The organism is Streptococcus sp. D7B5, assembly GCF_029691405.1.
Lineage (GTDB): Bacteria > Bacillota > Bacilli > Lactobacillales > Streptococcaceae > Streptococcus.
Genome location: NZ_CP121467.1, coordinates 666,082 through 678,629 on the forward strand (window position 1 = coordinate 666,082; position 12,548 = coordinate 678,629).

The following is a 12,548-nucleotide window of genomic DNA, read 5'->3' on the forward strand; positions in this document are numbered from 1 at the left end:
GAGGTTAACAGTTTTGAAAAAAGCTCATATCTATGCTATTCCTGCTATCGGTGCTGCTCTCATCGCCGTATTAGCACAAATCAGTCTCCCTATCGGTCCTGTACCTTTCACTCTGCAAAACTTTGCGATCGGTCTGATTGCTACTGTTTTTAGACCCAGAGAAGCTGTTTTATCTGTAGCTCTCTACCTCCTGCTGGGTGCCATTGGTCTACCTGTCTTTGCAGGGGGAGGCGCTGGATTTCACGTTTTAGTCGGTCCAAGTTCAGGCTATCTTTGGTTCGACCTTGTCTATGCAGGACTTACATCTTATCTCATTCATCAAAACAGTGGCTACATTCGCATTTTCCTAGCCAATCTCTTGGGTGATTCTCTCGTCTTTGTAGGAGGTATTCTCAGCCTCCACTTCCTAGCTGGTATGCCACTTGAAGAAGCACTCGCTGTTGGCGTCCTTCCCTTTATCCTTCCTGATCTTGGTAAGATTATTGCCATTAGTTTCATTAGTCGTCCCCTACTCGAAAGATTGAAAAGTCTTCCATATTTTTCAAAATAAAAGAATAGTCCAGAACCATTGTTCTGGACTATTTCCTTTCTAAGAATCAACTGTACACTATTTAGCTACTTGACTATTCTTATACCAGTATGAATATTAATCGTTTTATTCTTCAAATTACAGCTATTCACGATATGCAAAGTAGAAAAGTATTCTAATTGATTCAAACCAAATATGCTTCCATTGATTTTGGATGCTTAGCAATTGTATACTTTTCAGAAAACGCATTTTCAATGATTGGGCTATATTTTATAAATCATTTGTGATACAATAGAGCTACCTAAAAGATTCAGAAAATTTAATGTTCATTGATTATTTATATTAACTTGATTATTTTGATTTCTTTTAAAACAAAAATGATTATAAATAATTATAAACAGAAAGGTAATTCTATGGCAAAGAATACTCGTGAGCTAATCATTAAAGCTCTCATCACACTAGCTAAGAAAAATCCTCAACGTAGTTCCTTTACAATGACTGAAATTGCTGCTGAAGCTGGTATTTCACGACAAGCGATTTATCAAAAGCATTTTAACAACTTTGAAGATATTATCGAATACATTCACGAAGAGACCAATCAGCACATTTTTAACGTCTTTAATAAGTACTGCCCTAGCAATGATGGAGATCCTATCAGCTTTTTAGCAGACCATATACTTCCTCTCATATACGAAAAAAGGGAAGTTATTAGCACCTTGTATACCACACAAGTCGACCCATGTTGGAAGGAATTTCTGCGTGGAATATACTCAGAGTGGGTACTAAAGAATGTCAATTACCAACTGAAATATAATTTTAATAAAGAAGACATCGCTTATATCATTACGACCATGGCCATCTCTTTCATTGAAATCTGGATTCGTAAAGATAATCCAATTCCACCTGAAGAGTATAGAGAGACTTTCATTCAATTGTCTAAGACTTCTCTCTGTGACTATATTGTGTCCTAAAAAAAGAATCTTGAGTTGCACTCAAGATTCTTTTTATTGTCCCCCTTTAAAGGCATCGACCATTACCTGAAATTCTTCATTGGAAAGCGTGATTCCTTTGCCCATTTTAGTATGGTCAGGACTCCAAGAACGAATATCAAACTTTGCTGGTGCTCCATTAAAGCTAACGCGATTTAGTTCTTTTGTCCATCCTTTGTCATTTTCAGACAAGGTGAGCAAGTGTTCTTCGATCTCAAATGTAAATTCTGCCATTTTAACTCCTTTATGTGATATGCTTTCTATAGTCTATTCGTAAAAATCTTGTGGTTTTTAGGAAAATTTTATATAATGTGGATATATAAGAAGGGAGGATTCTATGAGACAGACATTCAAACTAGTTCTAGATAAACTACATGGTTTTCTCAATGGGAATGATGATCATCCTCAAATCGAGGACAACTCCCTCACTGCTATGATTGAACAAGCCATCCAGAAAAAGACGGCTGTTCATGTCATACTTGCTGAGACAAGTTTTACGGGTGATATTGTCAAACACGATGCTAATCGCCAACAAATTATCGTCAAAAATTTTTCAAAAAACGTAACTCGAATCATTCGTATCAGTGACATTAAGCGACTTCGTTTCGTTCCCTCAACTGTACAAAAAGCTCAGAAAAGTCTATTTAAGAAAGAGTGAGATGTTCTTTGCATCCCACTCTTTTTCTTAACGGATTTGTTCAAAATGAAGATGAACTGCGATATGGTCACCATATCCACTTCTCTCCAAATCGCGTTGCAAACGATAAGAGATATAGTGTTCTGCAATTGTGATGTAACCAGCTCCAAGTAAGCGGTGCTCTACCATTGATTGGATCATGCTGATAGTAGCACGTTCTACTTTTGCTTCTTCCAAGTCCAAAACGACTTTTTTAGTAACTTGAGCTAAGTTTTGACGTAGGTCATCAGTCAAAACATAAACTGTTTGAGCTGCTTTTAGGACAGCTTGGTAAATTTTATCTGGATCAAATTCAGCAATTTCTCCATTACGTTTGATTACTTGCATAAGGTTCTCCTTTATTCTTTGTTTTCTTTGATTTCAGCCAGCATCTTTTCTTCTTCGGCTGTCAGTTGATAGTTTTCTAGCAGGTCAGGTCTGCGCTCGTAGGTCTTCTTTAGACTCTCATACAGCCGCCACTGGCGAATCTTTTCATGGTGTCCACTCATAAGCACATCTGGTACTACCATGCCACGATAGTCATAAGGGCGAGTGTACTGAGGATATTCGAGAAGTCCCGAAGAGAAGCTATCATCCTGGTGACTAGACTCCTTACCAATTACTTCTGGTATCAAGCGCACGGTCGCATCGATCATGGTCATGGCTGCCAATTCTCCTCCAGTCAAAACATAGTCTCCTAGGGAAATTTCATCGGTTACCAAGGTCTTGATACGCTCGTCATACCCTTCATAGTGACCACAGATAAAGATCAGTTCCTCTTCCTGAGCCAAATCCTCAGCGTAAGCTTGATCGAACTGTTTTCCAGCAGGATCAAGAAGAATGACACGGGGATTTTTCTTTTTAATTGCATCAAAGGCATCGAAAATAGGTTGGGCTCGGAGCAACATCCCCTGACCGCCTCCATATGGTTCATCGTCGACGTGACGGGCCTTTTCAGCGTATTCTCTGAAATTATGATACTGGATATCCAAGAGCCCTTTTTCTCGAGCCTTCCCAACAATCGAGTGTTCCAGCGGAGAAAACATCTCTGGAAAGAGGGTTAAAATATCAATCTTCATCATCTAGTCCTTCTAAGATTTCCACTTCGACCCGCTTGTTTGGAATATCAACATTGAGAACTACTGGCGGAATGTAAGGCAAAAGCAAATCTCGCTTACCTTTTCGCTTGACCACCCAGACATCATTGGCCCCTGGTTGTAGGATTTCCTTGATAGTTCCAATCAAGTTGTCACCCTCGTAAACATCCAAACCGATAATCTCGTGATAGTAGAATTCTCCATCGTCTAAGTCATTTAGGTCTTCTTCAGCAACCTTGAGACTGTAACCCTTGTACTTTTCAATCGCATTGATATGGTACATGTCTTTGAATTTGATAATGTCAAAGTTCTTATGCTTGCGGTGGCTGGCGATGATCACTGTTTGGACAAACTGGTCTTTTTCATCAAATAAAGCTAGCTCTGCCCCTTTTTTAAACCGTTCTTCAGCAAAATCCGTCACAGACAAGACTCGCATCTCACCCTGTAGACCCTGCGTATTGACGATTTTTCCAACATTAAAGTAGTTCATCTTGTCTCCTGTATCTATTTCTATCCTTTATTTTATCACGTTCCAGGGATTTTCACAAGTTGGATAGGTCCTATCTTACAAGGCTACTACTTCTTCAAAAAAATCACCAACTATCTGATTAAACTCTTTAGGGTGGTCATTCATCGGTTGGTGTTTGCTGTCTGAAATCGTTACTTGACGCGCATTGGGATTTAGAGCAATGATACCATCATAGATTATTTTTAGGTGTTTGGGGAAATCATTTTCTCCTCTTACTAATAGCATGGGAGGATTTCCTTTATATCCTTCTATCTCGTGGACTGCCAAGAAACCTGTGATTCCAAGATTCAAGAAAACATCTCGCCCAGTTTCTATAATGGCCGTCTTGACCAATTCTCTTGTGATAGGGTTATCAGTACACATTTTTGAGTTCTTATCAGCAATCACCTTCCAAGGAATCGTTTTGTACATAAGAGAACTATATTTGATTCGACCTCTTTCTTTATCTGATAGGTAACGATGCTGTCCCCAACTATCTACCATGACCAAGGCTAGGACTCTTTCTGGATGGCGATAGGTATACTCTTGAAGTGGATTTCCTCCCCAAGAATGACCAACCAATATCACCTTATCCAGCTTAAAATAGGACAAAATGGCATCTACATCTTGAATAGCGCCTTCCAAGTCGGGTAGCCCAACTTTCATAGGTGATTCACCCTGCCCTCTAACATTTACAAAGTAAAGGTCAAATCCATCAAAAGCATCATACTGGTGAGCCCACATCTGACTGCGTCCACAAGCTCCATGATAAAAAATAATATGCCCTTTACTTGCGCTTCCAGGACGATGATAAACAACCAAATCACAATCTACGACTGCTATAAGATGACGTTTCAACATCTCGTGTTCTCTGTTATAAAAAGCAATAGCTTCAGCAATATCATTTGGCTTCATTTCTACATTCGCTCCTCTTTATCCTGATATCATTCTTTGTATCTATTTTATCATGCTATATTAAAATCATAGTTTTCTAAACTTGATTTCATTAAAAATTTTGAATTTTCTGCATTATTTAGATAAAGAAAAAGACTGCTAAGCAATCTTTACTTTTTTCTCATCAGATTCATGCCTAAGATTCCAGCAATAATCAAAGTAGCTCCAATCACATGGTAGCTATAAATCGGTTCGTGGAGGATAAGGGCTCCGGCTAGAATGGTCAAAACTGTTCCAAGATTGCCAAAGACACTGACGGTTGATGCGCCGAGGCGAACGATAGCATAGATAGAAAGACTACCAGTCACGATAGATGCTAAAATTCCCAAATAGAGGATGGAAAGCAGATAGGGTACCTGTCCAAGTGGCGCAAAGTAAGCTAATATGTTCCCCTCTAGATAGTGAGAGGTCAGACTCAGCGAATTAAAGGTGACGAAGCCAACAAATATCACAACAACTGTCATATCCATAGCCCGATAGCGACCTCCTTTAGCCTTGCTGAGGATATTGTTTATCGCATTGGCGAGAACAGATCCCAACATCAAGAGAAAGCCCAAGCTAGCAGTTTCAGTGCTAAAGTTTGCTCCTTTACTAAGGAAGATGAAAACTACTCCTGCTACGGATAAAAGTAAAAAGAACTTTTGTAGCAAACTTGTCTTCTCCTTGAGAAAAACCGATGCTAAAAGGAGTGTAAAAATTGGGACAAGAGCTTGTAAAATTCCCGCTTCAGAAGACGATATATACTGTAAGGCAAAAGATTGAAAAATAAAAAAGAGAAGTGGATAGAAAAGACTCATAGGAAGAATAGAAAAAATATCTTTTCTACTTAAACTCACTTTGATAAGTTTGGTTTGATGAAGGATGACCAATACCAGAGCAGCGATTGTATAGCGATGCGCTAAGTTGGTGAGAGGACTGGCATAGCCTAAAGCAATCTTTGTAAATAAAAAAGAAAATCCAATGATTGCTGAAAAGGATAAGGCTGCTAGGTAAGCTTTTGTTTTCTCGTTCATAGAATGTTACTCCCTTTAAAAATAGCTATTCTCAAGATTAATTGACTAGAATTCTTTGAGACTGTCTATCCATTTTAGCATAGTAAAATCCTAGATGCTATTTCTAGGATTGGTATTTTATTCCTTCTTTCACCGTTTATCTATTACATTAGCTAAAAAGGATTCAGCCAGTCTGATCTGCTTTTCTCGTTCTTTTCTTACAAGTTCTAGCTTGTCTGCCTCTTGGAGATTCCTTACTTTGATAGCATAATCCGCGGAAACGATGGCGTGTCCTCTCATATGGGCTGTTGAAATAGCTTGTACAAAGACTCTGGCAGCGTACTTAGCGATTTGATTTTGGGCATTTTTAGAGAGGAGATTTGCTGCGAAACCTGCTTTTCTCAACTCATGAGGTGAGAACTCATTTCTCAATCGTGCATCAAAAGCCTCATAAGTTTGCCGAATTATTTTATTTTTCTCACCTTCATCACCGATATCAATTAAAGATAAGAAATCTTGCGAGTTCTCTAATGCCCATCGAGCTAGTTCTTTCTGAGGAAGTCTATCCAGTATTTGTTCTAGCTCCAATCTTTTCTCAGAGTCATCCCAAATGGCAACTTTGTAAGGACTGGGTAGGTGATTCATTTTAGTCTTATAGGCAGTTCGTTCAAACTCATTCCATGCATAATCCTCTGGTTTCATTGCTTTCACTATTCTTTCTTACTAGCTAGCGTAAGCTAGGAGAAACCTTTCATATTAGTGAAAAGAGATTACTCCTAGTTCTCTTGGAAGTTATCCAAAAATTCTTCCAAATCTTGTTTGTGCTGATACTTAATGGCTGCTTTTTTATCTTTGTCAAAAATGGTTTTGGTTAGGTCAATGTCGTTGATAGCCGCAATAGCGACCGTGTAGTGAATAATATCTGCCAGTTCTTTGGCTAGTTCCTCATTTGAGTCCTGGACACCCTCTTTTCGACCAGAGCGCCCATTCAAGACCTCGGCTACTTCTCCGACTTCCTCCACTAGCTTGATAAAGAGGCCTTCATCAGTTCGAGATTGCTGGTAATGTTCGAGTAAGTAAGCTTGTAATTGTCTAAAGGTTAAATCCTTCATCTTCTCCTCCTCACAAAAAAGCGAGACATCTGTCCCGCTTTTTTATTTTTCATCGATAACGATTCTTACTTTTTTGTCTTCAGTTGGGACAGAGTAGACAATCGTTCTTATCGCTGAGATAGTGCGACCCTTACGACCGATAACACGACCGACATCGCTTTGGTCAAGATCCAAGTGATACTCCAAAAACTCTGGTGTGTCTTCAATCTTGATAGTTAAGGCATCAGGTTGTGAAATCAAAGGTTTCACAATCGCAATAATGAGATTTTCAATCGTATCCATCTGTCAACCTACTTTAAACTTATTTTGAGAATTTAGAATCGTGGAATTTTTTCAATACGCCTTCTTTTGAAAGGATGTTGCGAACTGTATCTGAAGGTTGAGCTCCATCAGCCAACCATGCAAGAACGCGGTCTTCTTTCAAAGTTACTTGGTTTTCAGCAACAAGTGGGTTGTAAGTACCAACTGTTTCGATGAAACGTCCGTCACGTGGTGAACGTGAGTCTGCTACGTTGATACGGTAGAAAGGTTTTTTCTTAGAACCCATACGAGTCAAACGGATTTTAACTGCCATTTTTTTAATGTCTCTTTTCTTATTTTTTATTTCGGTGAAATAGCTGAGCTATTTAGCACATGTTCTATTATAGCAGATTTCTGACAGGTGTCAAGAAAAAAACTTGACAGAGTTTTATTTTTTTAACTACTAAAAATTTTTAGTAAAATCTTTTACATTTGAAATCAAACTCCTTTTAAGGTACAATGGTAGAAATGAATTTTTGAGAGGTTAACAATGAAAAAACTAGCAACCCTTCTTTTACTATCAACGGTAGCCCTTGCTGGATGTACTAGTATCCAACGTGGTCTCCGTGGTGATGAATATGTCGACTCCAGCATCTCAGCTGAAGAAAGCTCAAAAGCAGCTGCTCAGGCTGCCAAAGATTTGAATGACGCATTGACCAATGACAATGCCAACTTCCCTCAACTTTCTAAGGAAGTTGCTGAAGACGAAGCTGAGGTCATTTTACACACAAATCAAGGCGATATCCGCATCAAACTCTTTCCAAAACTAGCACCACTAGCAGTTGAAAACTTCCTCACTCACGCTAAGGAAGGCTATTATAACGGCATCACCTTCCACCGTGTCATTGATGGCTTTATGGTCCAAACTGGAGATCCTAAGGGAGATGGTACAGGGGGCCAATCTATCTGGCATGATAAGGATAAAACGAAGGATAAGGGAACTGGTTTCAAAAATGAAATCTCTCCTTACCTATACAATATCCGAGGAGCCCTTGCTATGGCTAATACTGGTCAACCAAACACCAACGGTAGCCAGTTCTTCATCAACCAAAACTCAACAGATATTTCAGCTAAACTCCCTACCAGCAAGTATCCAAAGAAAATCATCGAAGCCTATAAAGAAGGTGGAAATCCAAGTCTAGACGGTAAACACCCTGTCTTTGGTCAAGTCATCGAGGGCATGGATATTGTTGACAAAATTGCCAAGGCTGAAAAAGATGAGAAAGACAAACCAACATCTGCTATCACCATTGATAGTATCGAAGTGGTGAAAGACTACGACTTCAGTAAAAAATAAGCCATCAACAGATAAGGAGACGATGACATGATTTTATTTTGGGGTTCTAAAGGTTATCAGAAAGACTTGGGACATACGCAAACTGCGATCGAATGTGGTCACTGTAACAATGTCGACACTTGGGAGATCATAGAAACTGGGCGCAAATTCACCTTCTACTGGATTCCACTTTTCCCTTATGGTAAAAGTTACTTCGTTTCTTGTCCGATTTGCCACTACGGTAAAGAAATTGAGAAATCTGAAATTGAAAACTATTTAAATTACTAGTCAAAAAAGCCAAGTCATTTCGACTTGGCTTTTTTACTGCTTTTAAGTTAGCTTGTTAAAGTCCCAGATTTGGTCCATCCAGCCTTCATAAAAGTCTGGTTCGTGACAAACCATAAGAATCGATCCCTTGTATTCTTTGAGAGCGCGTTTGAGTTCATCCTTGGCATCTACATCCAAGTGGTTGGTCGGCTCGTCCAGTACTAAGACGTTGTTTTCACGGTTCATCAAGAGACAGAAACGCACCTTGGCCTGTTCCCCACCTGACAAGACCTGAATTTGACTTTCGATGTGCTTGGTTGTCAAACCACAGCGGGCAAGGGCTGCACGAACTTCTGCTTGGTTAAGGGCAGGAAAGGCATTCCAAACTGCTTCGAGAGGAGTTTGACGATTGCCCCCTTCTACTTCTTGTTCAAAGTAACCAAGTTCAAGGTAGTCGCCACGTTCAACTTCTCCAGCGATTGGTGGAATAATGCCCAAGAGAGACTTCAAGAGAGTTGTTTTCCCAATACCATTTGCCCCAATAATGGCAACCTTTTGATTGCGTTCAAAGGTGAGGTTTAAGGGTTTGGTAAGTGGACGGTCATAACCAATCTGTAAGTCCTTGGCTTGGAAGATAAAGCGCCCAGGCGTACGAGCTGGTTTGAAATCAAAGGATGGTTTTGGCTTCTCACTTTGAAGTTCGATGATGTCCATCTTATCGAGTTTCTTTTGACGGGACATGGCCATATTACGCGTTGCAACACGCGCTTTGTTTCGAGCCACGAAATCCTTGAGGTCTGCAATCTCTTTCTGTTGACGTTCATAGGCCGCCTCCAGCTGAGATTTCTTCATGGCATAGACTTCTTGGAACTGGTAGTAGTCTCCAGAGTAACGAGTCAATTGTTGGTTTTCAACGTGATATACGATATTGATAACATCATTCAGGAAAGGAATATCATGCGAAATAAGGACAAAGGCATTCTCATAGTTTTGGAGATAACGCTTGAGCCAGTCAATGTGTTCGGCATCCAAGTAGTTGGTTGGCTCGTCCAAGAGCAAGATATCTGGCTTTTCAAGGAGGAGTTTGGCTAAAAGCACCTTGGTTCTTTGTCCACCTGACAAAGAGGTTACATCCGTATCCATACCATAGTCCATGACACCGAGGGCACGCGCCACTTCATCAATCTTGGCATCTAAAGTATAAAAATCACGACTCTCCAAACGATCTTGGAGCTCCCCAACTTCTTCCATCAGCGCGTCGATATCTGCTCCTTCTTCTGCCATTTCCATATAGAGGTCATTGATACGAGCTTCTGCTTTAAAAAGCTCATCAAAGGCTGTCCGCAAAACATCACGCACGGTTTGGCCTTCTTTTAGTACAGCGTGCTGGTCCAGATAGCCAGCAGTCACATATTTAGACCACTCCACCTTTCCTTCGTCTGGCAACATCTTACCAGTCACAATGCTCATAAAGGTTGATTTCCCTTCACCGTTAGCACCAACTAGACCGATATGCTCTCCCTTGAGGAGACGGAAGGACACATCTTCAAAAATTGCACGGTCACCAAAACCGTGACTCAAATTTTTAACTTCTAAAATACTCATTCTAATTCCTTATCTTGTTTTTATGCAGTCCTTTATAGAGGACCCAAGCCAGATAGCCTCCCAGGGTATTGGTCCACAAATCATCAATCTCAAAGACGCGATTAAAATCAAAGAAAAAGTCTAAGACCAGTTGCGTACACTCAATTCCCAGGCTCAGTAGAAAACTGAGAAGGAGGATTTTTTTGGTTTGCCGCAAGTTTGGACAGAGATAGATCAGTTGAAAGACCAGAGGGAAGAGCAAGAAGACATTTAAAATATTCTGCAAAAAGATCCAAAGGACTTGTCCCAAACTAGTCACTTCACCCAGATTCCAAAGGGAGTTTAAGGGAGTTAAAAGAAAAACCAGGCGTCCAAAAGTTTGAATACCTGGAGTTTCCACTCCTGTAGGAAGTTGAGGCTGGGGAGTAAAACAAAAACAGACAATGCATAGGCTGTAAACAGCCACTCCCAATCTTAAGATTAATTCTCTTTTTTTAGTCATTTTATGGATTTACCGCTGCGACTGCCTTCTGGCGGTCACGTTTCATTGTATTGGAGCGCAATTGTCCACAAGCTGCATCAATATCTGTACCATGTTCCTGACGGACAACACAGTTAATCCCTTTTTTCTTGAGGGTATCATAGAAGGCCATCACGCGTTCTTTAGGGCTACGGCTATATTGGTCATGTTCACTAACTGGGTTATAAGGAATCAAGTTTACATAAGACAATTTTTTGATGTTTTTGAGCAATTCAGACAATTCCAAGGCTTGTTCTACACCATCGTTGACTTCATTGAGCATGATGTATTCAAAAGTTACACGACGATTGGTTGTTTCGATATAGTACTCAATAGCTGCGAAAAGTTTTTCAATCGGAAAGGCACGGTTAATCTTCATGATGCTTGAACGCAATTCATTGTTTGGTGCGTGAAGGGAAACAGCCAGATTGACCTGTACACCTTCATTAGCAAAGTCACGAATTTTATGGGCCAAACCTGAGGTTGAAACAGTGATGTGACGAGCACCGATAGCCATTCCCTTGTCATCATTGATGGTACGGACAAAATTCAAAACATTGTTGTAATTATCAAATGGTTCACCAATTCCCATAACAACGATATGGCTGACACGTTCGTCCTGACCACGTTCATCAAAGTATTTCTGAACCAACATGATCTGCGCTACGATTTCCCCGTTATTAAGGTCACGTTGCTTCTTAATCAAGCCTGATGCACAGAAGGTACAACCAATATTACAGCCAACCTGAGTGGTCACACAGACTGACAAACCGTAGTGTTGACGCATGAGTACTGTCTCAATCAACATGCCATCTGGCAACTCGAAAAGATACTTAACAGTACCGTCAGCTGACTCTTGTACAATCCTTTGTTTCAAAGGATTGACCACAAACTGGTCATTGAGCTTGGCAATTAAATCCTTAGAAAGGTTGGTCATTTCTTCAAATGACTGGACACGTTTACGGTAAAGCCATTCCCAGATTTGATCTGCTCGGAATTTCTTTTCTCCTTGTTCTAATACCCATTCTTGCATGGTTTGACGTGTTAAACTATAAATAGAAGGTTTCATCTCTTCTCCTTATTCTCTATCTATTTCTGACGAATGACAAAATGGCGCTGTCCCTTGTCCTCTTTCTGAGACTTTTGGTCCTTATGACGACGTCTATTTCGCTTATCCGCATTTGGTTTTCTCTTGTTTTGCGAAGGTTTCTTGCCTCTTCTAGGAAGGTTTTCCTCTTCCTTTTTACGCGATTTCTTGTCAAATGACGCACGCTTCGGTGCTTGATTTTCTAGGACAAAATAGGCACAACCATAACTACAGTACTCCAAAAGATAATCCTGTAAGCGACTGATTTTTTCAATTTTTTCCTCTGTTCGATCGTCTTTGTAAAAACCGCGTAGGCGAAGCTGTTCATTGCTCCAGTCCCCCACGACATAATCAAACTTGGTCAACACTTCTGAAAAGCGCTGATTAAAGACGGTCACATCAAAAGCATCCTTGATATTTTCAACCAAGGTAAAAGCAATCCCTTCAGTCTCAACCTTATCCCCATTCACATGAAATTCTAGGCCAGGAAACTTGTTATAGTTGTATAATTCAGGTGCAATTTCTTTACGCATAGTCTTCCTTTTCCACGATTACTTAACACTCTATTTTACCATATTTTCTACAAGTTGGCACGAATATCCTGAAAATGAAAAAAGTCTGACGATTTTGTCAGACTTCTGCTTTATAACCTTAAAA

General features: G+C 40.0%; 19 protein-coding genes. 5 read left to right on the forward strand and 14 right to left on the reverse strand.

Features of this window, described 5'->3' with window-relative positions; genetic code table 11:
• Positions 1 to 13: 13 nt before the first annotated feature.
• Positions 14 to 550, forward strand: a complete 537-nt coding sequence (locus tag P8P68_RS03205; RefSeq protein ID WP_278276146.1) for a biotin transporter BioY — start codon at positions 14 to 16, stop codon at positions 548 to 550.
• A gap of 392 nt (positions 551 to 942) precedes the next feature.
• A complete protein-coding gene (locus P8P68_RS03210; protein WP_278276147.1) occupies positions 943 to 1,500 on the forward strand; it encodes a TetR/AcrR family transcriptional regulator in 558 nt (185 codons plus the stop codon).
• Positions 1,501 to 1,533: 33 nt separating this feature from the next.
• On the opposite strand, the gene P8P68_RS03215 is transcribed toward P8P68_RS03210, so the two are convergent.
• On the reverse strand, positions 1,534 to 1,752 hold the full coding sequence (locus tag P8P68_RS03215) for a YdbC family protein (protein ID WP_000807419.1): 219 nt from the start codon (positions 1,750 to 1,752) through the stop codon (positions 1,534 to 1,536).
• Between the two features lie 103 nt (positions 1,753 to 1,855).
• On the opposite strand from P8P68_RS03215, the gene P8P68_RS03220 reads away from it, so the two are divergent.
• Positions 1,856 to 2,176 (forward strand): hypothetical protein, encoded by a 321-nt coding sequence (locus P8P68_RS03220; RefSeq protein ID WP_001250030.1) that lies wholly within the window; start codon positions 1,856 to 1,858, stop codon positions 2,174 to 2,176.
• Between the two features lie 27 nt (positions 2,177 to 2,203).
• Here the strand turns inward: P8P68_RS03220 and P8P68_RS03225 are convergent, their stop codons facing one another.
• The 9 genes from P8P68_RS03225 to rpsP form a co-directional block, all read right to left on the reverse strand.
• Positions 2,204 to 2,542, reverse strand: coding sequence for an ATP cone domain-containing protein (locus P8P68_RS03225; protein ID WP_001196045.1), 339 nt, complete (start codon positions 2,540 to 2,542; stop codon positions 2,204 to 2,206).
• Between the two features lie 11 nt (positions 2,543 to 2,553).
• Positions 2,554 to 3,273: a tRNA (guanosine(37)-N1)-methyltransferase TrmD gene (gene trmD, locus P8P68_RS03230; protein WP_278276296.1), complete on the reverse strand. Its 720-nt coding sequence runs from the start codon at positions 3,271 to 3,273 to the stop codon at positions 2,554 to 2,556.
• Positions 3,263 to 3,781, reverse strand: a complete 519-nt coding sequence (gene rimM / locus P8P68_RS03235; protein ID WP_247917282.1) for a ribosome maturation factor RimM — start codon at positions 3,779 to 3,781, stop codon at positions 3,263 to 3,265. The genes trmD and rimM overlap by 11 nt, the downstream gene beginning before the upstream one ends.
• Before the next feature lie 75 nt (positions 3,782 to 3,856).
• Positions 3,857 to 4,714: an alpha/beta hydrolase gene (locus P8P68_RS03240; RefSeq protein ID WP_278276148.1), complete on the reverse strand. Its 858-nt coding sequence runs from the start codon at positions 4,712 to 4,714 to the stop codon at positions 3,857 to 3,859.
• A gap of 149 nt (positions 4,715 to 4,863) precedes the next feature.
• The gene (locus tag P8P68_RS03245) at positions 4,864 to 5,766 is read right to left on the reverse strand and encodes a DMT family transporter (RefSeq protein WP_278276149.1); all 903 of its coding nucleotides are present in this window, start codon (positions 5,764 to 5,766) and stop codon (positions 4,864 to 4,866) included.
• Positions 5,767 to 5,895: 129 nt separating this feature from the next.
• Entirely contained in the window at positions 5,896 to 6,447 is a 552-nt protein-coding gene (locus tag P8P68_RS03250; RefSeq protein WP_000801504.1) for a putative immunity protein, read from the reverse strand.
• 74 nt (positions 6,448 to 6,521) lie between these two features.
• Positions 6,522 to 6,857 carry a MazG nucleotide pyrophosphohydrolase domain-containing protein gene (locus P8P68_RS03255; protein ID WP_278276150.1) on the reverse strand — a complete coding sequence of 112 codons (336 nt, stop codon included), beginning with the start codon at positions 6,855 to 6,857 and terminating at the stop codon, positions 6,522 to 6,524.
• Positions 6,858 to 6,899: 42 nt separating this feature from the next.
• Positions 6,900 to 7,139 (reverse strand): RNA-binding protein KphA, encoded by a 240-nt coding sequence (kphA, locus tag P8P68_RS03260; protein ID WP_000379617.1) that lies wholly within the window; start codon positions 7,137 to 7,139, stop codon positions 6,900 to 6,902.
• Positions 7,140 to 7,158: 19 nt separating this feature from the next.
• A complete protein-coding gene (rpsP, locus tag P8P68_RS03265) occupies positions 7,159 to 7,431 on the reverse strand; it encodes a 30S ribosomal protein S16 (protein WP_000268760.1) in 273 nt (90 codons plus the stop codon).
• Positions 7,432 to 7,647: 216 nt separating this feature from the next.
• Between rpsP and P8P68_RS03270 the strand changes: the two genes are divergently transcribed.
• Together P8P68_RS03270 and P8P68_RS03275 are read left to right on the forward strand one after the other, a co-directional pair.
• Complete coding sequence (locus P8P68_RS03270) at positions 7,648 to 8,454, forward strand: peptidylprolyl isomerase (protein ID WP_278276151.1); 807 nt, start codon at positions 7,648 to 7,650, stop codon at positions 8,452 to 8,454.
• Between the two features lie 27 nt (positions 8,455 to 8,481).
• On the forward strand, positions 8,482 to 8,721 hold the full coding sequence (locus P8P68_RS03275; protein ID WP_278276152.1) for a zinc-ribbon domain-containing protein: 240 nt from the start codon (positions 8,482 to 8,484) through the stop codon (positions 8,719 to 8,721).
• A gap of 42 nt (positions 8,722 to 8,763) precedes the next feature.
• On the opposite strand, the gene P8P68_RS03280 is transcribed toward P8P68_RS03275, so the two are convergent.
• Genes P8P68_RS03280 through P8P68_RS03295 form a run of 4 tightly spaced genes read right to left on the reverse strand, consistent with a single transcriptional unit; the run spans position 8,764 to position 12,424 of the window.
• Positions 8,764 to 10,305 (reverse strand): ABC-F family ATP-binding cassette domain-containing protein, encoded by a 1,542-nt coding sequence (locus P8P68_RS03280; RefSeq protein WP_044020588.1) that lies wholly within the window; start codon positions 10,303 to 10,305, stop codon positions 8,764 to 8,766.
• A 1-nt stretch (position 10,306) separates the two neighbouring features.
• Positions 10,307 to 10,786 carry a VanZ family protein gene (locus P8P68_RS03285; RefSeq protein WP_125391239.1) on the reverse strand — a complete coding sequence of 160 codons (480 nt, stop codon included), beginning with the start codon at positions 10,784 to 10,786 and terminating at the stop codon, positions 10,307 to 10,309.
• A gap of 1 nt (position 10,787) precedes the next feature.
• Positions 10,788 to 11,873: a 23S rRNA (adenine(2503)-C(2))-methyltransferase RlmN gene (gene rlmN / locus P8P68_RS03290; RefSeq protein ID WP_125391238.1), complete on the reverse strand. Its 1,086-nt coding sequence runs from the start codon at positions 11,871 to 11,873 to the stop codon at positions 10,788 to 10,790.
• 20 nt (positions 11,874 to 11,893) lie between these two features.
• Positions 11,894 to 12,424, reverse strand: a complete 531-nt coding sequence (locus tag P8P68_RS03295; RefSeq protein ID WP_278276153.1) for a YutD family protein — start codon at positions 12,422 to 12,424, stop codon at positions 11,894 to 11,896.
• Positions 12,425 to 12,548 lie beyond the last annotated feature (124 nt).

What these genes read in the sequence shown, in the direction of transcription:
- P8P68_RS03210 (WP_278276147.1), top strand. Translation starts at nt 943, where the DNA reads ATGGCAAAGAATACTCGTGAGCTAATCATTAAAGCTCTCATCACACTA.
- P8P68_RS03215 (WP_000807419.1), bottom strand. Translation starts at nt 1,752, where the DNA reads ATGGCAGAATTTACATTTGAGATCGAAGAACACTTGCTCACCTTGTCT.
- P8P68_RS03220 (WP_001250030.1), top strand. Translation starts at nt 1,856, where the DNA reads ATGAGACAGACATTCAAACTAGTTCTAGATAAACTACATGGTTTTCTC.
- P8P68_RS03225 (WP_001196045.1), bottom strand. Translation starts at nt 2,542, where the DNA reads ATGCAAGTAATCAAACGTAATGGAGAAATTGCTGAATTTGATCCAGAT.
- trmD (WP_278276296.1), bottom strand. Translation starts at nt 3,273, where the DNA reads ATGAAGATTGATATTTTAACCCTCTTTCCAGAGATGTTTTCTCCGCTG.
- rimM (WP_247917282.1), bottom strand. Translation starts at nt 3,781, where the DNA reads ATGAACTACTTTAATGTTGGAAAAATCGTCAATACGCAGGGTCTACAG.
- P8P68_RS03240 (WP_278276148.1), bottom strand. Translation starts at nt 4,714, where the DNA reads ATGAAGCCAAATGATATTGCTGAAGCTATTGCTTTTTATAACAGAGAA.
- P8P68_RS03245 (WP_278276149.1), bottom strand. Translation starts at nt 5,766, where the DNA reads ATGAACGAGAAAACAAAAGCTTACCTAGCAGCCTTATCCTTTTCAGCA.
- P8P68_RS03250 (WP_000801504.1), bottom strand. Translation starts at nt 6,447, where the DNA reads ATGAAACCAGAGGATTATGCATGGAATGAGTTTGAACGAACTGCCTAT.
- P8P68_RS03255 (WP_278276150.1), bottom strand. Translation starts at nt 6,857, where the DNA reads ATGAAGGATTTAACCTTTAGACAATTACAAGCTTACTTACTCGAACAT.
- kphA (WP_000379617.1), bottom strand. Translation starts at nt 7,139, where the DNA reads ATGGATACGATTGAAAATCTCATTATTGCGATTGTGAAACCTTTGATT.
- rpsP (WP_000268760.1), bottom strand. Translation starts at nt 7,431, where the DNA reads ATGGCAGTTAAAATCCGTTTGACTCGTATGGGTTCTAAGAAAAAACCT.
- P8P68_RS03270 (WP_278276151.1), top strand. Translation starts at nt 7,648, where the DNA reads ATGAAAAAACTAGCAACCCTTCTTTTACTATCAACGGTAGCCCTTGCT.
- P8P68_RS03275 (WP_278276152.1), top strand. Translation starts at nt 8,482, where the DNA reads ATGATTTTATTTTGGGGTTCTAAAGGTTATCAGAAAGACTTGGGACAT.
- P8P68_RS03280 (WP_044020588.1), bottom strand. Translation starts at nt 10,305, where the DNA reads ATGAGTATTTTAGAAGTTAAAAATTTGAGTCACGGTTTTGGTGACCGT.
- P8P68_RS03285 (WP_125391239.1), bottom strand. Translation starts at nt 10,786, where the DNA reads ATGACTAAAAAAAGAGAATTAATCTTAAGATTGGGAGTGGCTGTTTAC.
- rlmN (WP_125391238.1), bottom strand. Translation starts at nt 11,873, where the DNA reads ATGAAACCTTCTATTTATAGTTTAACACGTCAAACCATGCAAGAATGG.
- P8P68_RS03295 (WP_278276153.1), bottom strand. Translation starts at nt 12,424, where the DNA reads ATGCGTAAAGAAATTGCACCTGAATTATACAACTATAACAAGTTTCCT.